Consider the following 21,810-nt stretch of genomic DNA (forward strand, 5'->3'; position numbering starts at 1 on the left):
ACCCGAACTGACGTATGGGTATTCGTGTAATTCTTGTGTCGTCACTTCGAGTGTTTTATGTAGTGAAACGGAATAAAACGTATCGAGAAGGTTTTGTCACATAACGGTTCTCGATACTTCGAAACAATTTTCTGTTGCAAATTGTTTCTCAACCCGAACTGACACCCGAACTGACCTGTAGTAATAAACCAACGTATGTTTTTCTAACCCAGAACTCACAACTCAAAACCCACAACTGACAACTGACAACTAATAAAATAAGATTAATCTGTGATTTTATGGTTCTTTTGACATCACTAAATTTGGTGATTTTTTGGCGTAAAACTTTTTTGTTGTAAGTTTTTTGGTGTTGATTAGTAGTGGTTTAGGTTTTTTTTGTCGATGAATGGAATGTTTGTCACGTCCAACGGCTAAATATATAATGGTAATTCGACTTGAAGTAGTTATATTTGCACACGTAAAAAAAAGGATTCTGACTCGTTTTGTGTGGGTTGGAACCGCGAAGCGTTGGAGTAAATTCACTACAATTCCTGAAATGACCCTAATTTATGAGTTCAAATTCTAAAATAGCTGTAATAGGGCTGGGCTATGTCGGATTGCCATTGGCTCGTTTGTTTGCTACCCGATATGCAGTTGTTGGCTTTGATATCAATCAAAAAAGAATAGAAGCCCTGAACAATGGGGTTGATGACACTTTAGAAGTCGAAGAGTTGGTTTTACAATCGGTTTTGATTTCCAAGGAGGAAATACAAACAAGTAAAGGTTTGTATTGCAGTAATCAACTGGAGGATATTGCCGATTGTACTTATTATATTGTTACAGTTCCTACTCCTGTTGATAAGAATAACCGCCCCGATTTGACTCCGCTGTACAAAGCGAGTGAAACAGTCGGTAAGGGTTTAAAAAAAGGGGATATTGTTATTTATGAATCCACCGTTTATCCGGGAGTGACAGAAGAGGAATGTGTGCCGGTTTTGGAACGGGTTTCCGGTCTGAAATTTAATGTTGATTTTTTTGCCGGATATTCTCCGGAACGTATTAATCCCGGCGATAAAGAACATACGGTCGATAAAATTTTAAAAGTAACAGCCGGTTCTACTCCCGAAGTCGGACAAAAAGTAGATGCCTTATATCAATCGGTGATTACTGCCGGAACGCATCTGGCGCCTTCTATCAAAGTGGCTGAAGCGGCTAAAGTGATTGAAAATTCCCAACGGGACATCAATATTGCTTTTGTCAATGAATTAGCTAAAATATTTAGTTTAATGAGCATTGATACCAGTGCTGTACTGGCTGCTGCGGGAACCAAATGGAATTTTTTGCCCTTTAAGCCTGGATTGGTGGGAGGGCATTGCATAGGGGTTGATCCTTATTATTTGGCGCAAAAAGCACAGGAATTAGGCTATCATCCCGAAATTATTTTAGCCGGACGTCGTTTAAATGATAGTATGGGGGAGTATGTGGCGTCTCAGGTGGTGAAACTGATGATTAAGAAAGGGATTTCAGTCAATGGTGCTTCACTATTGATGTTAGGAATTACTTTTAAAGAAAACTGTCCGGATGTACGCAATACCAAAATCATAGACGTGATTAAAGCGTTACAGGAATATGGAATTACAATTACGCTTTGCGATCCATTAGCCAATCCGGAAGAAGTACAGCATGAATATGGACTGGAATGTAATTCTAAACCCATAGAAGGGAAAAAATATGATGCAATCGTACTAGGAGTGGCTCATGCTGAATTTTTAACCATGGATTTGTCAACATTGCAGAAAGAGAGCAGTGTTTTATATGATGTAAAAGGCGTTTTAGGAACAGCAGTTGATGGGAGGTTGTAGTTGAAATAACACACCCCTAACCCCTCTTAAGAGGGGAATTTGTCTCGTTTATACATTACGAATTCCCTCCTTGAGGAGAGCTCAATGTCATTAAGTTAAGCTTTTTGTCGTCACTTCGAGTGATTTTAAATAATAATGCGGTAGCTTTATTATTTAAAATTGTATCGAGAAGTCTTGTTTAAACTAGAGTTCTCGATACTGGCTTACGATTTTCTATCGCAAATTGTAAGCCAACCCGAACAGACGTATCCTTAACTTAATGACATTGAAGGAGAGCTAGGGAGGTGTAAGCTTGGAAATAAGATATGTAAAATGGATTTTTATATTAAGCACCAACAACAGAAAACTGACAACAGATCCCGATAGCTATCGGGACAGATAACTGATAACAGTTAATATGAATAAAAAACACAATATTATACACGTTATCCTTACCGGAGGGGTAGGTAGTCGTTTATGGCCATTGTCCCGAAAGAGCAGACCCAAACAATATTTAGAGATTTTTGACGGAAAATCTTTGTTTGAATTGACCGTAGATCGAAACCGTGATATTGCTGACAAAGTGATTGTGGTGGGTAATGTCGATAATTGCCATCTGAGTAGAAGAATTCTGGAAAAGACGAATACGGACTATTTTGATATTGTAGAAGCTACTCCCCGAAATACCGCAGCTGCGATTGCTTTTGCCGCTTTTGCTGCCGATCCGGAGGATATTTTGATTGTAACTCCAATGGATCATATTATTGAAGGTAAAGAACAATATGATATTGCAGTTGCAGATGCTATCTCAAAAGCGGAAGAAGGCAATATTGTTACTTTCGGAATTGTGCCTACTAAACCGGAAACCGGTTATGGTTATATTGAAGCTAAGGGTGAAAATGTGCTTTCTTTTAGAGAAAAGCCTAATTTAGTTACCGCAAAAGGTTTTTTAGCAAAGAAGAACTTTTTATGGAATAGTGGAATGTTTTGCTTTAAGGCGGGTGTATTGCTGGACGAATTGAAACACTTCCAGCCTAAGGTGTATAAAAGAGCTAAAAAAACCTGGGAACATAGCGAAAATGGGAAATTAGATTTAGGATTGTCATTAGACATTCCTTCCATCAGTGTGGATTATGCGGTGATGGAACGTTCTAAGAAGATAAAGGTGATTCACTCTCAGTTTTTATGGTCTGATTTAGGGTCTTTTGAATCGGTTTATGATTATTTGTTATCCAAAGGACATCCGGTGGATGAACATGGTAATATGGTGATAGGGGTTCAAAATTATACGGCTTTTATCGGTATGAAAAATACGATTTTAGTAGCCACTGAAAATGCCAATCTGGTTTTGCAAAAAGAATATTCGCAGGATGTGAAAGATTTATATAATGAATTGGAAAGTCAACATTCCGAATTATTAAATTAAGCTTTTGGGTGACATTGTTCTTTGATGATCAATTTTCTTGTTCCCGATACGATTTTATAATGAAAATCGAAGTGACGGATAATAAAGGTTAACTATTTGGTAAACGAGGCTTCTCGATACGTTTTACTCAGTTACACTGCGTAAAACACTCGAAGTGACGGAAACAGGACATCAGTTCATCACACCGTCAGTTCGGGTTGAGAACAGCTTTGCGACAGAAAAGTGGTTTGGAGTATCGTGAACTATTTGGTAAACGAGACTTCTCGATAATTTTTACTCCGTTACACTACGTAAAACACTCGAAGTGACGTTTTTTATATGAGAATGGTTCTCGATATAAATTTTAGAAAAAGCTGCTCGCATTTTCTGAAATTTTACCCGAACTGACGTTTTTGATAATTTTACTCAGCGGGTTAAAATAAAAAAATAAAAAAATAAAATGAAAAAAATACTGATTACCGGTGGTGCCGGATTTATCGGATCGCATGTGGTTCGACGTTTTGTGACCAAATATCCGGAATACCACATTTATAATTTAGATGCACTGACCTATGCAGGGAATCTGGAAAATATTAAGGATATTGAACATAGCGAGAATTATACTTTTGTCAAAGGGGATATTGTGGATGAAGCTTTCATTAACGAACTTTTTTCAATACATCATTTTGACGGGGTATTGCATTTAGCGGCGGAGTCTCATGTTGACCGCTCTATTGAAGATCCGTTGGCTTTTGTGAAAACCAATGTGATCGGGACGATGAATTTACTAAATGCCGCTAAAAATCAGTGGAAAGACAATTTTGAAGGCAAGCGCTTTTATCATATTAGTACCGATGAGGTTTATGGAAGTCTGGGTGCAGAGGGGCTTTTTACGGAAACAACTCCTTACGATCCTAATTCGCCTTATTCGGCTTCAAAGGCAAGTTCGGATCATTTTGTCAGAGCGTATGGAGAAACCTACGGACTGCCTTATGTGTTGACCAATTGTTCCAATAATTACGGTTCTTATCATTTTCCGGAAAAATTAATTCCGTTGTTTATTAATAATATTATCCATAATAAGCCGTTACCGGTTTACGGGGATGGTCATTATACCCGTGACTGGCTTTTTGTAGAGGATCATGCTATTGCGATTGATTTGGTTTTTCATGAAGGTAAAAATCACGAAACCTATAATATTGGTGGTTTTAACGAATGGAAGAATATCGATTTGGTTAAATTATTATGCCAGATTATGGATCAAAAATTGGGCAGGGCAGCAGGAACTTCTCAGCAGTTGATTACTTATGTCAAAGATCGTCCGGGACATGATTTGCGTTATGCCATTGATGCTTCTAAAATTAATAAAGAACTGGGATGGAAACCGTCAGTGACTTTTGAAGAAGGTTTGGAACGAACGATTAACTGGTATCTGGCGAATGAGGAATGGCTTAAAAATGTCACTTCCGGCGCCTATAAAGACTATTATAAAAAACAATATTCGTAAGAAAACACCAGCTCGAAATGTGATTTTATACAAAAAAAAAATTAGATAAAATGATGTTTTAAAGCCTGGGGACTTCTTGAAAATTGTAACCAAACCGTTTATTATTTACGAAAATGAAATGTCCTTAGCATCCGCAGTCGAGTGTCAAATATTTGAAGAATGCGTAAAAAGAAAAGTTGTTTGAGGACGAAGGACGAGTTCTTTTCTTTTAGCATTCGAAAATAAATTTGACCGACGAGGATGTGTAGACTTGATTTTTTTGTTTCTTTTTTGATCAAGCAAAAAAGAAAATTAAAATTTTTAAGAACAAATATTGCTTAGTTATAGAAAAACGTCAGTTCGGTTTTTTTTATAAAATAGCGGTAGCATTTTTATAAAAATGTATCGAGAACGATGGTTTACTATAGGCTTCCCGATACGCTTCGCTACTCGAAGTGACGTATATCGGGAACCGTTTTTAATAATTTCAGATCAACAGCATATAATTTTTTGAATTACTAATATCATCGAAAAACAATAAAGACAAATGAAAAACATAAAACTTGTTTTCGTATTCTTTTTTACACTTTTACTTTCATATCATTCTTATGCTCAGGATATACTAAAATCCAATGATTTGAGTACGGTAAAAGTAGCTAATTTATCGGATGCCGATATTGCTAAGATTAAAGCACAATTGCAAAGTAATAACATGACTATTGAGCAGGCAGAACCGATGGCTTTATCAAAAGGCATGAGCGCTGCTGAATTTGCTAAATTGAAGGAACGATTAAACAGTCTTTCCACAGGTTCCTTAAATAATAAGGCAGCCGGGAATACGACTGGAAAGACGAATAATTCGGGACGTATTTTAGACAAAATTGCCAATAACAAGGTAAAAGATTCTGTCAATGCGATGATATTTGGTTCGGAGTTGTTTGATAATCCAACCTTAAATTTTGAACCCGATTCGAATCTGGCTACTCCGGTCAACTATATCTTAGGCCCTGGTGATGAATTGCAGGTGAGTGTCTATGGGGTACAGGAATATAATGCCAGTATTCCTGTTAGCGCTGAAGGGAAAATTTCCATTCAATATGTGGGCGAAATTGCAGTTTCCGGTATGACCATAGAAGCAGCTACCCAAAAAATAAAGGCTGCGATTGCTCGGGTTTATAGTACAGTAGCTTCGGGACAGTCTCAGGTAAGTGTTAGTTTGAGTCGTATCCGAACGATTAGCATTACCATTGTAGGAGGAAAACAGCCGGGGAATTATGCCATTTCTTCATTGGCAACGGTATATAATGCCTTGCATTTGGCGGGAGGTCCGGGGAAAAACGGCAGCTACCGAAATATCGAATTAATTCGAAATAATAAGGTTTATAAGTATGTAGATATTTATCGTTTTTTGGTCAAAGGCGATCAGTCGGACAATGTGACTTTAAAGGAGAATGATGTGATTCGTATTCCGGTTTATACCCAAAGGGTTACGGTTACGGGAGAAGTAAAACGTCCGGGGATTTTTGAGATGAAAAAAGGAGAAACATTTTCCGATTTATTGCGTTTTGCTTCCGGCTTCAATGAATTTGCTTATACGGCTTCGGTGAATGTGACCCAAAAAACCGGAAAAGAGTTTAAGGTTAAGGATATTAGTGAAAAGGAATTTTCGTCTTACCAGCCACAGGCGGGAGATGTTTTCCGAATCACTAAGATTTTAAACCGATTTGAAAACCGAATTAAAATAGCCGGGGCAGTTTTCAGACCGGATTATTATTCCTACAGCGAAGGGATGCGGGTTTCCGATCTGATTCAAAGAGCGGAAGGTTTAAAAGAAGACGCTTATACTAAAAGAGCCCGAATTATTCGTTTAAAATCAGACTTAACAACTGAAATAGTCAATGTGGATTTAGCAGCAGCTTTATCGGGTGATGCGAATGCGGATATTGCGTTGAAAAGGGAAGATGAGGTAACCATTTATTCTGTTTTAGATTTCAGGGAAGAATATAAAGTAACGATTGATGGTGAGGTAAAAAATCCGGGAGAATACGAATATGTTGATAATTTAAGTCTGAACGATTTAATTGTACAGGTGGGCGGATTAACGGGTTCGGCTTCTAAGCGTGTGGAGATTGCCCGAATGATCAAGTCGGATGAAAGGAATGATAATGATCCGAAGCGTGTTGAATTGCTTGCATTAGAAATTACAGCCGATAACAATGAGCAGGTAAAGAATTTTGTGTTGAAACCTTTTGATGTGATCAACGTTCGAAGAATGGCGGTATATGAAAAACCGCAGATGATTAAAGTGAGTGGTGCGGTGGTTTATCCCGGAAAATATGTTTTAGCCAATAAAAAAGAATCCGTTTATAATGTGGTGATGCGTGCCGGAGGTTTGACCGCTGTGGCTAACATCGAAGGGATGAAAATTCTAAGGCCTATTAAGCAGGAACAAATTGATGATATTGAACGTATCGATTTGAATTTATCTCAAAATGACAGCCTAAAAGAAGGTATGACTAAAAAACTAAAAGAAGAGGTTAAATTTTCGGTTATTCCTTTGGACTGGGAAAAAATTGAAAAAGACAAAGCGCATTATTCTAATGTGACCTTATTCCCGGAAGATGAAATTGTGGTGAGCACTTTTAATGAAGGGGTAAAAGTGACCGGAAATGTATTATTGAATTCTGAGATTCCTTACAGAAAAAGTAAAGGATTAAACTATTATCTTAATGCGGTTGGAGGGGTTAACAGCAAAGGCTGGAAGAAAAGAGCCTATGTGATTTATCCTAACGGCAAGGCAGATGTAACCTCCTCTTTCTTATTCTTTAAATCTTATCCAAAAGTAACCCCGGATTCTCAGATTGTAGTACCTGAAAAGCCGGAAAGAAAGCGAATGAGTACCGGTGAATGGGTAAGTATTGGTAGTGTATTTAGCAGTTTGGCCTTGTTGATTATTACTGCTTTTAAATAAGTTGTGGGTTGTGAGTTATCGGTTCTCTGTTATCGGTTATGGGTTATTAGTTAACAGACAACAAAAAAAACGATAAAAAAATGAAGAGTTATAAAGATTTAGATATTTACAATTTGAGTTTGTCGTTATTTTATAGGATACACCGTGTTTCTTTGCAATTGCTTAAGTATGAATTGTATGAATTAGGTAGTCAGTTAAGAAGATCTTCAGATGCAGTAGCTACTAATATCGTTGAAGGGTATGGAAGAAAAAGATACAAACAGGATTTTATCAAGTTTTTGACTTATTCGCATGCCAGTAATTTAGAAACCTTATGTCATCTGGAAAAATTAGGGGTACTATATCCCGAATTGACAGCAGAATGGAAAGAATTGAAAACTGACTATGATATTCTAGGAGCTAAGTTGTTCTCCTTTTTAAAATATGTAGAAAATAATTGGAATAAATTTGAATAAACTGTTATTCGTTTTCGATTATGAGTTAACCGACAACCGACAACCGACAACCGACAACCGATCCCGATAGCTATCGGGACAGATAACAGATAACGGAAAACCGACAACTGAAAAATGAACGAACAAAACGACGAAATATCCTTAAAGGAATTAATTGAAAAAGGCAAAGAATGGTGGGATTATTTGCTTTCGAAATGGAAAGTGATTGTGCTGGCCGGAGTAATAGGAGCAGCTTTAGGACTGACGTATTCTTTTATTAAAAAACCGGTTTATACGGCTACACTTTCTTTTGCAATGGAAGATGAAAAAGGAGGTGGATTGGGTGGTGCATTAGGATTGGCATCGTCTTTTGGATTGGATTTAGGCGGTAGCGGTGGTGGAGCCTTTTCAGCTTCTAATTTAACAGAATTGTTCAAATCCCGTTCGATGGTGGAACAAACTCTGTTAAGTCCGGTAGTAGTAAACGATAAGACGATGTCGCTGGCGGAGATGTATATTCAAAATAAGGAATGGAGAGAGAAATGGGAGAAAAAACCGAAATTGGCTAAATTAGAATTCGTACCAAATGCCCGTAGGGAAGAATTTAGCAGAGTTCAGGATAGTGTTATGGGGAAGATCTATGAAAATTTATTGAAAGAGAGTCTTTCTGTAGTCCAAAAAGACAAAAAGATTTCCATCATTAACATTGATGTGGCTTCGGAAAATGAATTGTTTTCCAAATATTTTTGTGAGGCGCTGGCCAAAGAGGTATCCGATTTTTATGTGGAGACTAAAAGCAGGAAAGCCCGTGAAAACATGCTGATTTTAGAACGACAAACGGATTCTATTCGTCGCGAATTGAACGGTGCCATTACCGGAGTAGCGGTAGCCAATGATAATACCTTTAATTTGAATCCCGCATTGAACGTGCGTCGTACTCCTTCCGCCCGCAGACAGGTGGATGTACAGGCCAATACGGCAATATTGACCGAGTTGGTCAAACAGACTGAACTAGCCAAGGTCACTTTGCGTAAAGAAACCCCTTTGATTCAGGTGATTGATAGGCCTATTTTACCATTGGCAAAGGAAAAATTTGGAAAAGCCAAGGGAATAGTATTAGGAGGGATATTGGCAGGTTTTTTAACAGTATTGGTGTTGATTATTAGAAAAATTTTAAAATCAATTTTGAATTGATGAATACATATACTCTTAAAGTAATTGAAATAAAGAAAGAAACGGGAAATACGGTTACACTGTGTTTTAAACAACCGGGATTAAAAAAAATAAAATACCTGGCGGGGCAATATCTTACTTTAGTCTTTAAGATTAATGGCCGTAGGTATTTAAGACCTTATTCTTTTTCTTCTGCTCCTAAAGTAGATTCTTCTTTGGAAGTGACTATTAAAAGAGTGCCTAATGGGATAGTTTCTAATTATATTAATGATGAAGTAAAAGTTGGGGATGTTATCGAGGTTTTACCTCCTATGGGTGATTTTATATATCCCATAGTATCTAACATAAAAAATGTATTTCTTTGGGGTGTTGGAAGTGGTGTAACTCCATTATTTTCGTTGTTGAAATTTATTTTAAACGAAGAATCTTTGTCAGACACTCAAGTACATTTGATTTACGGAAATCATAATATTGAAAGTTCTATTTTTTGGGATGCTTTGCATATTTTGCAGCAGAAATATTCGGATAGATTGCAAATCACTCATTTTCATACCTGTTCTCAGCAAAAAGAAAATACTGCTATCAGTATTTTAGGCAGAATAGAGCCTCATCAAGTACTTAGAAATTATGAATCGGATAAGATCAAAGAGAGTTTGCATTACATTTGCGGACCATCTGATTTGAAAAATAATATTAAGACAGTTTTAGCAAAGTATGATTTGCCTAAAGAAAATGTATTGATAGAAGATTTTGAGTTGGTTAAAAATCCCAAAGATTTTGATGGTATTGAAACAAGGAAAGTTATCTTAAATTTTGAAAATAAAGAGACTGAATTGGAGGTTACAAAAGGGAAGAGCATTTTAGAGGCGGCTTTAGATGCTGCTATAGAATTGCCTTATTCCTGCCAAACAGGGAATTGCAGTACTTGTAAAGGGCAATTAAAAGGAGGTAAAGGTAAGATGATTGGAATACAAGAGCGAAAGGATCTTTTAGAAGATGAGTATTTACTTTGTTGTACTTATCCTTTAACAAATAATGTATATATAGAAATATAATATTTATGAAAGTAGTAATTTTTGCAGGAGGTTTCGGAACCCGACTCATGGAAGAAACCGAAGCGCGCCCCAAGCCAATGGTTGAAATTGGAGGGAAACCTATTTTATGGCACATATTAAAAATGTACGAGCAGCATGGTTATAATGAGTTCGTAATTTGCTTAGGATATAAAGCTACTTATATTAAAGAGTATTTTTATAATTATTATTTGCATAATTCAGATGTCACTATCGAATTGGCAAACAACAATATTAATGTACATTTTTCGGAAACTGAATCTTTTAAGGTTACTTTGATTGATACAGGATTACATACGAATACAGCTGGACGATTAAAGCGAGTCCAGAAGTACGTACAGAATGAAACGTTTATGTTGACGTATGGTGATGGTGTTGCGGATGTCGATTTTAAAGCCTTATTGAAATTTCATCTATCTCACGGGCGTTTGGCTACCTTAACTAGTGTTCAGATACCTGGACGTTTTGGAAATTTGGATATTAAAGAAGGAGGCTTCGTGGATAATTTTATCGAAAAACCAATAGGAGATGGAATGTGGATAAATGGCGGTTTTTTTGTGCTAGAGCCAGGTATTTTTAAATATTTGGAAGGCGATGTGACTGATGTACAATGGGAGAAGGGACCCTTGGCTGCTATTGCTCAAGATAGTCAATTGGCAGCCTATAAACACCACGGATTTTGGAAATGTATGGATGCATTACGTGACCGTCATGAATTAGAAGAATTATGGAGTTCAGGTAAAGCGAAGTGGAAGACTTGGTAAGGAAGTTTATGCGTTTAAAAGTTTAATTGTTCAAAAGTTATAAAAAAAATTAAAAGGTAATGTTCAATAAATTACAACAAACCTACCAAGGCAAAAAAGTGTTCCTAACCGGTCATACGGGTTTTAAAGGAGCTTGGATGTTAAAAACCTTGTCTCTTTTGGGAGCGGAAGTAAAAGGCTATGCTTTAGCACCTCAAACGGAAGATGATTTATATCATCTGATTGCAGGGGATACCCTTTGTACTTCGGTGATCGCTGATTTGCGTGATAAAAAGTGTTTGGAAGAAGCATTACTTTCGTTTCAACCCGATTTTGTCTTTCATTTAGCGGCACAGCCATTGGTGCGGTTGTCTTATGAAATTCCAGCCGAAACCTTTGAAGTAAATGCTATAGGGACAGCTAATGTTTTAGATGCTGTGCGTCTTCTTGACAAATCCTGTTCGGTAGTGTTAATTACAACGGATAAGGTGTATCATAACAATGAATGGCTTTATCCCTATAGAGAGAACGATCGATTAGGAGGCTATGATCCCTATAGTGCGAGTAAAGCTTGTACAGAATTGGTAATCGATTCGTATCGAAATTCTTTTTTCAATACAAAAAGATATACGACACACCAAAAAGCCATTGCAGTTGCCAGAGCGGGCAATGTAATAGGTGGTGGCGATTGGTCGCAAGATCGTTTGATACCCGATATTGCCAAAGCTTTTGCTCTAGAAAAACCAGTTGTAATACGTAATCCCAATTCGGTGCGACCTTGGCAACATGTTTTAGAACCGGTAATTGGATATTTATTGTTAGGCACCCATTTAGTTGTTTCGCCTGTTCAATATAGTCAAGCCTATAATTTTGGACCGCATTTATCAGATGCACTTCCTGTGGCCGAAATGCTCAAACTAGCGATTGCTAGTTGGGGAAAAGGGGAATATAGAGTAGAAAAAGTGGAAGGACAACCTCATGAAGCTGGATTGTTGAAATTGGATATTAGCAAAGCAATAAACGAATTAAAATGGCAACCTAAAATGAATGCCCAACAAGCGGTGAGTATGGCAATGGATTGGTATAGTGAATTTAACTCTAATAAAAATAACATTGACGATTTTACAACAGCACAGATAAACAGATTTTTGGATGAATAAAATTTTAATAACAGGGGCTACTGGTTTTTTAGGGAGTAAAATTTTAAAAAAATTAGTTGAAGATGATTATAATGTTGTTGCTTTAGTTCGAAAAACTTCAAACTTAAATAGGATTGAAAGTGTTAAAGGTGATTTCGATTTATTTTATTTTAATGAAAAATCAAATAATTTAAATGAGTTATTTCAAAATCACAAAATTGAAACAATTATTCATACTGCTACAGAATACGGTAGGAATGCAAAAACTTCGGAAGTTTTAAAGACAAATGTTATTTTTCCAATTCAATTGATAGAATTTGGTTTAGAAAGAGATCTTAAATTATTTATGAATTCAGACACTTTTTTTGGGAAGCCTGAACATTCGAATTCTTCTTATCTAAATCAGTATACAAATTCCAAAAAATATTTTTTAGATTATTTATTTTGTAAACGAGAAGGATTTAAGGCTGTTAATTTAAGATTAGAACATATCTTTGGAGAGTTTGATTCTGATAATAAATTTGTGACAGATGTTTTGCATAAGATGTTGAAATCAGAAAAGGAAGTTTTATTAACTGATGGATTGCAAAAAAGAGATTTTGTTTATGTCGAGGATGTTGTAAATGCATATTTAAAAGTACTAAATAATATTGAATTTATTGCTGAATGTTCCGAGTTTGAAGTAGGTAGGGGGGAATCCGTATCTGTTCGCCAATTTGTGGAATTAATAGCTGAGGAAACGAAATCAAAATCAAAATTGGTTTTTGGGGCAATTTCAAATAGAAAAGAGGAAATACATAATTCAATAGCAAATATTGAATCTTTATCTAAAATAGGTTGGAAGCCAAATTATGATTTGAAAACAGCGATTAGAAAAATGATAGAATTAGAATTAAGATAAATATAATTTTTAGAATATGTTAAAAAATATACAAGACACTTCACTACTAGATAGTTTGAAAGCTATAGCAAAGGCGAAAACGACTCAGGTAATCATCGCAGGAGAGAATTATATTCCCGTTACCGGAAAAGTGTTGGATGAAGAAGATGTATTAATGGGTGTAGATGCCACCTTAGACGGTTGGCTCACAGCAGGTCGTTTTGCCAATACATTTGAGGAAGATTTTGCCAAGTATTTTGGGGCGCACAGAGCTTTATTGGTAAATTCAGGTTCTTCAGCGAATTTGGTGGCATTTTATGCTTTAACTTCCCCTAAACTCGGAGATAGAGCAATTAAGCCTGGAGATGAGGTGATTACCGTAGCAGCAGGATTTCCTACAACAGTAAATCCAATTATCCAGTTTGGAGCGATTCCCGTATTTATTGATGTGGATATAGCCACGCATAATGTAAAGGCCGATATGATTGAGGCAGCAGTAAGCCCAAAAACCAAAGCGATAATGATTGCCCACTCTTTGGGGAATCCTTTTGATTTGGATGAGGTAATGCGAGTGGCTAAAAAATACAATCTTTGGGTAGTAGAGGATGATTGTGATTCACTGGGGGCTATGTATAAAGGACAAAAAACGGGAACTTTTGGTGATATTTCCACTTTTTCTTTTTACCCAGCACACCATATTACCATGGGTGAAGGCGGTGCGGTATTGATTAACAATCCTGTGTTGTCTAAATTAGCCGAAAGTTTCCGAGACTGGGGTCGTGATTGCTATTGCGAACCGGGAAAAGACGACACTTGTGGCTGTCGTTTCGGACAACAATTAGGAACTTTACCTTATGGATATGACCATAAATATACTTATTCTCATATTGGTTTTAACCTAAAAGTTACCGATATGCAAGCAGCTTTTGGGGTATCACAAATTAAAAAGATTGACAGTTTTGTACAACGCCGTAGAGAAAATTACGCTGCTTTGTATGAACGTATGAAAGAGTTTGAAGAAGTATTCATTCTTCCAGAACCTACTCCGAATTCGGACCCATCGTGGTTTGGATTTTTGTTGACTTTGCGAGAGGGCGATGCAGCCGACCGTCACATGCTGGTGCAACATCTTGAAGAGAAAAAAATTGGTACCCGTTTGTTGTTTGGTGGGAACTTGTTGCGTCAGCCTGCTTATGCGAATATAGAACATAGGGTCGTTGGTGATTTAACCAATACGGATACCATTATGAATCAATCGTTTTGGTTAGGCGTTTGGCCAGGATTGAATGAGTCGCATTATGATTATATTGCAAAAGTAATTAGAGATTATTTAAATTCTTAAGCTTTTAAGAGTTATTGGTTAGGTTTGATCTTAAAAAAGAATAATTGTAAATATTTTGATTTTGAGGATTTAAAAATGAAACAGTTAAAATTAATAATAGTGTAATACTCTTTAAAAAAAAATATTTTAGTGAAGTTAACAATACTTATACCAACTTATAATAGGGTTCGGTATCTTAAGAAAAACATTGAGATGTTAGATTATTATATAACTAACAACGAACTTGAAAATACGGTCAAAATACTAGTCTCAAATAATTTTTCAACAGATGAAACTCGAAAAACTCTTGAAATTTTGAAAAGTTCAATTAAGTCTGAACTAATTATTTATAATCAAAATTTAAATATTGGACTTGAGAAGAATGCATTGTTTGTTTTAGAAAAGTGTGAAACACCATTTGTAATGTATTTAGGTGACGATGATTATATTAAAGAAGAATATTTAGTTCAAGTCATAAAGTCAATTGAAGATGATAATAAAATAGGATGTATAATTCCCTCCTATATATCAGTAGATTATGAAGGCAATGAACTAATTCCTAGAGTTGGTAGGGATTTTGATTTGCCAACTAAATTATATTTAAAAGGGTTTAGTAATTGTCTTGAAAATTCAATACGAGGTCATCAACTTAGTGGATTAGTTCTAAAAAATGAAGGATTGTTTAGAATCTACAAAGAACAAAATGTTAATAATTTGTATCCATTTATTTATTTTACTAGTTATTGTTGTTTAAACTATTCAACTTTACATCTGACTTTTTCTCCCGTTTATGTTACTGCCGCTATTCAAAAAGATAAAGATTGGGGATATGGGAAGGATGGTTTGATCCCTCATATTTTTGATAATTATCAAAAAATAAAAGGGATATCCTACTATCAAAAATTTCTTTTACAAAAAAAAGTTATAGTAAGTCAGTCATGGCGCTATTTTATATATTTACAGCATGGGAAAATAAATTTTATAAGATCATTGTTTTTGATAATTATTTCGAAAAGAACTAATTGGATAACAAAGTTCTATTTGCCTGTTTTTGTTACAATGTTTTATTTCAATTCATTAGGAAGAAAGCTAAGAGTTAAAAGTAAAATTATTCCCAACTAACCTATGTCCATAAAAAAACAATTCATTTCCGGCGTTTTTTTTACTGCGTTGACTAAGTATCTCGGTATCATAGTAAGTTTGGTAATAACTGGGGTGCTTTCACGAATTTTAAGGCCTTCGGATTTTGGATTGATTGCGATTGTCTCTGTATTGATTACTTTTTTTAATTTGTTGGCAGAAATGGGCATTGGACCTGCTGTTGTTCAACGGCAGGATTTAAGTAAACGAGATTATCAGGAGCTGTTTTTTTTTACGATAGTAGTTGGAGTTGTTTTGTCTTTATTATTTATTATAGCGGCTCCATGTATTGCTTCATTTTATGAAGAGGACAGGCTTGTTTTGTTGTGTAGGTTGCTGGCTTTTGGGATTGTACTGAATTGTGTTAATATTATACCTAATGCTTTGTTGCTAAAAGAAAGGAAGTTCAAGTTTATCATGTACAGACAGCTTTTAGTACAGCTTTTATCTGGGGGTGTCGGTATCATTTGCGCTTTAAATGGTTTGGGAGTTTGGGCCTTGGTGATTTATACTTTGTGTTCGGGGCTTTTTGTATTTTGTTTTAATTACTTTAAAAATCCTTTGGGGATAAGTTTTTTTTCTAAGCAGACTTTACAGAAAATATCAAAATTTGCCACATATCAATTTTTGTTTGGTTTTATTAATTTTTTTTCAAGGAACGCTGATAATTTATTAATAGGTAAATATATTTCACCTTCAGCTTTAGGGTATTATGATAAATCGTATCGATTAATGATGATACCAATTGAGAATCTTACACATGTTTTTTCACCAGTAATACAGCCAGTTTTATACGAGTATCAAGATGATAAAGTAAAGATATTTAGTGTTTACTCTAAGTTGGTCAGTATCTTAGCATTGATAGGGTTTCCGTTATCCGTTTTTTTGCATTTTTCAGCAAGCGAATTGATTTTTATTGTATTTGGTAGTCAGTGGAAGGCTTCAGTTCCAGTTTTTGAAATTCTAGCTTTATCGGCAGGCATACAAATAGTATTGTCAAGTTCTGGTTCTATATTTCAGGTAGCCAATGATACCAAGCGATTGTTTGTTTCTGGATTTTTATCAGCCATTGTGATGGTGTCATCTATTCTGGTTGGGGTCTTAGTTTTTAAAGATTTAGAAAAATTAGCATGGATGCTGGTATTAGCATTTGCTTTTAATTTTTTTCAATGTTATTTTATATTAATAAAAAAAGTATTAGAACAATCACTTTCAGACTTTTTTAGGTTGCTTTATTGGCCTGTTTTTGTTGCTGTTTGCTTTTATATTACAGGATCAATGTTTGCACCTTATTTGATTCATTATAATTTGTGGATGTCTTTATTCTTGAAAATATTTATTGCAGTTGTGATTTGGGGTATTTTGGCAGGTCGGCAAATAATAGATGTTTATAGAGGGATGAGAGCTTAGTTGTTGGTTTTATTTTTTTAAATATTAAAAAGTATATATTTTTTATGGGTTGCGTAAAGAAAACAAACCTTAATTAATTTAAATACTGTTAATGAACGGTCTTTAGAAAAAAATGTAATTGATAACAATAAAGTTTTTTTATTAACTTAAAATCATTGTGTTTTTTATAGTTTTTTAAATAAAATTTAATACGGAAAGATAAAATTTTGAAAATAAATTGTATGACAAAATTCAGCATACTTATTGCAAACTATAATAATGGTCATTTTTTTAAAGACTGCTATGATAGTATTATTGCACAAACTTATACAAATTGGGAAGTTATAATTGTGGATGATGCCTCAACTGATAATTCGTTAGAATTAATAAAAACACAAATAGGGGATGATCCACGTTTTGTTTTGGTGCAAAACGATCAAAATGGTGGTTGTGGCTATACCAAAAAGCGTTGTGCAGAATTAGCAACTGGTGAACTTTGTGGTTTTCTGGATCCGGATGATGCTTTAATGCCAGAGGCAGTTCAAGTTATGGTAAAGGAGCATCAATTGGATATAAATGTGAGTATGGTATATTCAAATTATTATAGTTGTGATGAGAAGTTAAAACCAAAATATATTTATAAAGGGACATCTATAAGTGGTTTATCATGTTTAGAATTTGGGAATAGTATTACTCATTTTGTTAGTTTTAAAAGTAAAAATTATAAAGCATCTGAGGGAATAAATCCTGACTTGAGAAGGGCTGTAGATCAGGATTTATATTATAAATTAGAAGAACAGGGTGCCATAAAGTATCTTGATTCAATCACTTATAAATATAGGATTCACAAAGGAGGAATTTCAACAAATAATAATTCTGCAAAAGCATTTGCAAATCACATGTTTGTTATTTTTCTGGCTTGCAAAAGAAGAAATTTGAGATATGAAGATATAATACCTATTTATTACAAAAAATATTGCAATATTGAAAATGTATATTTTAAAACGGGTCTTTTTATATTAAAGCCTTTTAAGTTTGTACATAAAATAATTAAAAATCATTTGTTAACAAAATTAAGGGTTATAAAGGTTTAATTATTTAACTACTATTAATAATGAATGAATTATCTAAAGTTTCTATTATAGTTCCCTGTTATAATCAAGCGCATTTTTTAGCAGAAACACTTGAAAGTGTATTGCAACAAACTTATGGCAATTGGGAATGTATCATTATGAATGACGGATCTATAGACCATTCAGAAACGATTATTTTAGAAACCATTTCAGGAGATCATCGATTTCACTATTGTTTTCAAGAAAACAAAGGCGTTTGTACGGCTAGAAACAATGCTATACAACTGTCAAAAGGAGATTATATTTTGCCATTAGATGGCGATGATATTCTGTCTCCAGAATTTTTAGCCCGTACGGTTGCCGTATTAGATGCTCGACCAGAAATTAAAGTAGTGTATACAGATGTTCAGTTTTTTGGGAAGAAAAAAGGTTTGTATCAACTACCCTCGTATAGTTTAGGTGCTCTTTTAGGACAGAATTTAATGGTTTGTACTTCACTTTTTCGAAGAATTGATTATGATAAAACAATAGGATATAATCCAAATATGAAAGAAGGTTTAGAGGATTGGGATTTTTGGCTATCCTTGTTAGGGAAGAACGGTAACGCCTATAAGATTCCGGAAGCATTATTTTATTATCGGATACAATCCAAGTCACGAACTACAGGGATTGATTTAGAAAAGCAGCATCGCTTACGTAGGCAAATTTATGAAAACCACAAGGATTTATATTCTTCCCATTTTTTTGATCCTAAATTATCCTTTGAATATACTAATCTGTTACATTCTAAAGAGTATCGCTTTGGTTCTTTTTTATTAAAACCTTTACGGTTGTTAAAATCTTTGTTTTAAATGTCAGATCAATTCTTTATCGTTTTGGTATTGTACAAAATGAGTTTATCGGAATCTAAAACGATACAATCGTTAGGTAAATTCGTTTCTAATAATACACCACTATTAGTATTTGATAATAGTCCGACTCGTCAATATGAAGAAAGTGTATTTCAACATGAAAATTTTAAAATTCAGTATGTATTTGATGAATCTAACCCGGGATTGAGTAAAGCTTATAATTTTGCACTTCAAAAAGCAATTGAAAGAGGGGCGATCTGGATGTTACTGTTGGATCAGGATACCCATTTTACGGCGGATTATTATGACGAAGTAGTGCGCTTGTTACAAAAGCCAATTCCTAACCATGTTGCGGCTATTATGCCTCGTGTGCAATCACACGAGGGAGATAGTTTAATTTCGCCTACGCAAATGCATAGCGGCGCTATTTGTCGTCCTGTAAAAGTTGCTAGCGGTATTTCTAAACTTGCTGTTAGTGGTATTAATTCTGGTACTTTATTGCGAGTGAATTTTATCAATTCGATTAGTGGTTTTTCAGAGAAGTATTCTTTAGATATGTTAGACCATTGGTACTTTCGGATGATTTATAAAACAGCGCATGCGGTTTATATTATGAATAGTTGTATTTATCAGGAATTATCTGTTTTGGGGAATTATGAAGCTACTATTTCATTGAGTAGATATCAACAGATGTTGCGATCAGAATTTTTGTTTGTAAAAGAGGAAGGGATATTGAGTTTGCTTATTTTTAAATGCAGACTACTTTTTAGAATATTGAAGCAATTACGATTTACTAATTCAGGTTATTGGCAGGCTAGTTTACGGCAGCTTTTTACTTAATCACAATTGATTTTGATTGTCAAAATTTATTTAGGGTGTTAAAAAAAAAGAATATTATAGGGTTAGTTTTGCTCCTCTTTGTTGGGATACTGCTGTTTTATCGGTATGTCCAAATTGGAGTTGAATTAAATCAATTATATTGTTTTATAGGTTATTATATTTTTGCGATAGTGGTATTTGTATATTCCTATATACGATTTAATAATGCACTTAATCCTATTTCGATACTAATTCCCTTTATTTTTGAATTGTCTTACAGTTTTTTACAGTTTTCTGTTGATCAAAAAGGTTATTCTGTTAATACCTTTTTTGTAGTCAATTTATCTATTATTTTTTATCTTTTTTTTGCATCTATTGACTATTCGTATGTACCGATTGGCTTTCTTAAGTTAGATACTAAATTACGTTTATTATTGCTGCGTTTACTTTCAATATCTGCATTGATAACTTTTGTTTTAGAATGTTTTGTTTTTGGGTATATCCCAATATTGAATATTACTAGTGTAGATGTTTACAATGATACCAATGGGAAACTGATTCCTTTTCTACATTATTTTATTTTATTAAATGCGATACTTCCTAGTTGGTCCTACATTTTTTATAAAGAAAAAATAATTACTAAGCGAGAATTTTTTAGAATATCATTTTTGTCTCTTTTTATTTTATTGAATTATTTGAGTAAGCAATTGTATTTAATATGTGGGATTACTTTTTTTATGACTTACACTTTTTATAATAAAGTGTCCTTTAAAAAAATATTCCGAATTGTAGGCGTTGCTTTAGGTGTTTTTGTAGCATTAATATTTTTGCGAATTGATTCAGAAAGTACTTTTTCGGCAGCCGAACTTTATAGGGCGTATGCTGGTATTGAGAATGATGAATTAACTTTGTTAGAATCTTTTTTTGTTTTATACAGTTCAATCCGTTTTACCGTATTGGATGAGATGATTAATTTTAGTGATTCGATTCATTTTTTTGGTTTTGGAATCTATACGTTTCGTCCGATACTATCCCTTTTTTTGATAGAGAAAACGGGTTTAGTTCAAAGAATACCCGAATTGGATTCGGAGCTTAGGGTAGGAACCTTTTTAGCTGATCCGTACTTGGATTTTGGTTTTTTTGGAGTTATATTTTTAAATGCCTTCTACGGTTTTTTAGCTTTACGTTATTATAGACAATATCATAATAGACGACCTGAAGCAATTGTTAAATTTGCTATTATTGTGTTTTGTATTTTAATGGGGATGTTTGTTAATTATTTTGGTTCTATGTTGGTGTGGATTGGGCTGTTATTTAATAAAATTATGGTAGGCGGTTTGGTAAAAAATAATAATTTATGATTTCAGTTTGTATGGCCACCTATAATGGTGAGAAATATATTGAAGAGCAGTTAGCATCTATTTTAAATCAGTTGAGTATAGATGATGAAGTTATAATTTCAGATGATCATTCAACAGATAAAACACTTGAAATTATAAGAGAACTTAATGATTCTCGAATTAAAATATTTAATAATTTAGGAATTGGGGTTGTTCAAAATTTCGAAAATGCTATTAAGAATGCCTCAGGAGATTTAATTTTTTTATCTGATCAGGATGATATTTGGGAACCAAATAAGGTAAGAGTTTGTCTGGATGATTTTAGGATGGGATATGATTTAATTTTATCAGATTGCTCAATTTTTGAATCAACAACTGGTGAAATCATTGAAGAATCTTTTTTTAAGTTTAATGCTTCAAAAAAGGGTATTTCAAATAATATAATTAAAAATAGCTACATAGGTTGTTGTATGGCTTTTACTAATGAATTAAAACAAAAAGCGTTACCGTTTCCTAAAACAATCCCTATGCACGATAGCTGGATAGGTCTGATAGGAGAAATCTTTTTTAAAGTGAACTATAACAATTCAAAGTTAATCAGGTATAGAAGACATTTGGAAAATGTTTCTTTTACTGCAACAGGTAAAAGTAAATTTTCATTTCGGAAGAAGTTTGCATTTCGAGTTTTGTTAATTTATCATTTGTTACTAAGAAAAATAACAAGATTCTAAATTAAATTCAAATTGGAGATCA

18 protein-coding genes are annotated in these 21,810 nt (G+C 34.3%); all 18 read left to right on the forward strand.

Going from position 1 to position 21,810, the window contains the following annotated elements:
• Positions 1-548 precede the first annotated feature (548 nt).
• Complete coding sequence (locus H599_RS0113015) at positions 549-1,841, forward strand: nucleotide sugar dehydrogenase (protein ID WP_026714533.1); 1,293 nt, start codon at positions 549-551, stop codon at positions 1,839-1,841.
• A gap of 397 nt (positions 1,842-2,238) precedes the next feature.
• The gene (locus tag H599_RS0113020; RefSeq protein ID WP_026714534.1) at positions 2,239-3,246 is read left to right on the forward strand and encodes a mannose-1-phosphate guanylyltransferase; all 1,008 of its coding nucleotides are present in this window, start codon (positions 2,239-2,241) and stop codon (positions 3,244-3,246) included.
• Between the two features lie 439 nt (positions 3,247-3,685).
• Entirely contained in the window at positions 3,686-4,732 is a 1,047-nt protein-coding gene (rfbB, locus tag H599_RS0113025) for a dTDP-glucose 4,6-dehydratase (RefSeq protein ID WP_026714535.1), read from the forward strand.
• 526 nt (positions 4,733-5,258) lie between these two features.
• Positions 5,259-7,682 carry an SLBB domain-containing protein gene (locus H599_RS0113035; protein WP_026714536.1) on the forward strand — a complete coding sequence of 808 codons (2,424 nt, stop codon included), beginning with the start codon at positions 5,259-5,261 and terminating at the stop codon, positions 7,680-7,682.
• A gap of 80 nt (positions 7,683-7,762) precedes the next feature.
• A complete protein-coding gene (locus H599_RS0113040) occupies positions 7,763-8,137 on the forward strand; it encodes a four helix bundle protein (RefSeq protein WP_026714537.1) in 375 nt (124 codons plus the stop codon).
• 114 nt (positions 8,138-8,251) lie between these two features.
• Positions 8,252-9,310 (forward strand): Wzz/FepE/Etk N-terminal domain-containing protein, encoded by a 1,059-nt coding sequence (locus tag H599_RS0113045; RefSeq protein WP_026714538.1) that lies wholly within the window; start codon positions 8,252-8,254, stop codon positions 9,308-9,310.
• Complete coding sequence (locus H599_RS0113050) at positions 9,310-10,344, forward strand: iron-sulfur cluster-binding domain-containing protein (RefSeq protein WP_026714539.1); 1,035 nt, start codon at positions 9,310-9,312, stop codon at positions 10,342-10,344. The genes H599_RS0113045 and H599_RS0113050 overlap by 1 nt, the downstream gene beginning before the upstream one ends.
• A 5-nt stretch (positions 10,345-10,349) precedes the next feature.
• A complete protein-coding gene (gene rfbF, locus H599_RS0113055; RefSeq protein ID WP_026714540.1) occupies positions 10,350-11,126 on the forward strand; it encodes a glucose-1-phosphate cytidylyltransferase in 777 nt (258 codons plus the stop codon).
• Positions 11,127-11,185: 59 nt separating this feature from the next.
• Complete coding sequence (rfbG, locus tag H599_RS0113060) at positions 11,186-12,265, forward strand: CDP-glucose 4,6-dehydratase (protein ID WP_026714541.1); 1,080 nt, start codon at positions 11,186-11,188, stop codon at positions 12,263-12,265.
• Positions 12,258-13,145, forward strand: coding sequence for an NAD-dependent epimerase/dehydratase family protein (locus H599_RS0113065; RefSeq protein WP_026714542.1), 888 nt, complete (start codon positions 12,258-12,260; stop codon positions 13,143-13,145). Before rfbG ends, H599_RS0113065 begins: the two co-directional genes overlap by 8 nt.
• A 16-nt stretch (positions 13,146-13,161) precedes the next feature.
• A complete protein-coding gene (gene rfbH, locus H599_RS0113070; RefSeq protein WP_026714543.1) occupies positions 13,162-14,466 on the forward strand; it encodes a lipopolysaccharide biosynthesis protein RfbH in 1,305 nt (434 codons plus the stop codon).
• A 129-nt stretch (positions 14,467-14,595) separates the two neighbouring features.
• Positions 14,596-15,567 (forward strand): glycosyltransferase, encoded by a 972-nt coding sequence (locus H599_RS0113075; protein ID WP_035141631.1) that lies wholly within the window; start codon positions 14,596-14,598, stop codon positions 15,565-15,567.
• Positions 15,568-15,570: 3 nt separating this feature from the next.
• Entirely contained in the window at positions 15,571-16,995 is a 1,425-nt protein-coding gene (locus tag H599_RS0113080; RefSeq protein WP_026714545.1) for a lipopolysaccharide biosynthesis protein, read from the forward strand.
• Between the two features lie 221 nt (positions 16,996-17,216).
• On the forward strand, positions 17,217-18,068 hold the full coding sequence (locus tag H599_RS19760) for a glycosyltransferase family 2 protein (protein ID WP_035141633.1): 852 nt from the start codon (positions 17,217-17,219) through the stop codon (positions 18,066-18,068).
• 20 nt (positions 18,069-18,088) lie between these two features.
• Positions 18,089-18,898, forward strand: a complete 810-nt coding sequence (locus H599_RS0113090; protein ID WP_026714546.1) for a glycosyltransferase family 2 protein — start codon at positions 18,089-18,091, stop codon at positions 18,896-18,898.
• On the forward strand, positions 18,899-19,738 hold the full coding sequence (locus H599_RS0113095) for a glycosyltransferase (RefSeq protein ID WP_026714547.1): 840 nt from the start codon (positions 18,899-18,901) through the stop codon (positions 19,736-19,738).
• A gap of 170 nt (positions 19,739-19,908) precedes the next feature.
• Positions 19,909-21,078: an O-antigen polymerase gene (locus H599_RS0113100; RefSeq protein ID WP_162174263.1), complete on the forward strand. Its 1,170-nt coding sequence runs from the start codon at positions 19,909-19,911 to the stop codon at positions 21,076-21,078.
• Positions 21,075-21,788 (forward strand): glycosyltransferase family 2 protein, encoded by a 714-nt coding sequence (locus H599_RS0113105; RefSeq protein WP_026714549.1) that lies wholly within the window; start codon positions 21,075-21,077, stop codon positions 21,786-21,788. Before H599_RS0113100 ends, H599_RS0113105 begins: the two co-directional genes overlap by 4 nt.
• The last annotated feature ends 22 nt before the right edge of the window (positions 21,789-21,810 follow it).

Origin of the sequence: Flavobacterium daejeonense DSM 17708 (genome assembly GCF_000425425.1) — a bacterium.
Taxonomy (GTDB): domain Bacteria; phylum Bacteroidota; class Bacteroidia; order Flavobacteriales; family Flavobacteriaceae; genus Flavobacterium; species Flavobacterium daejeonense.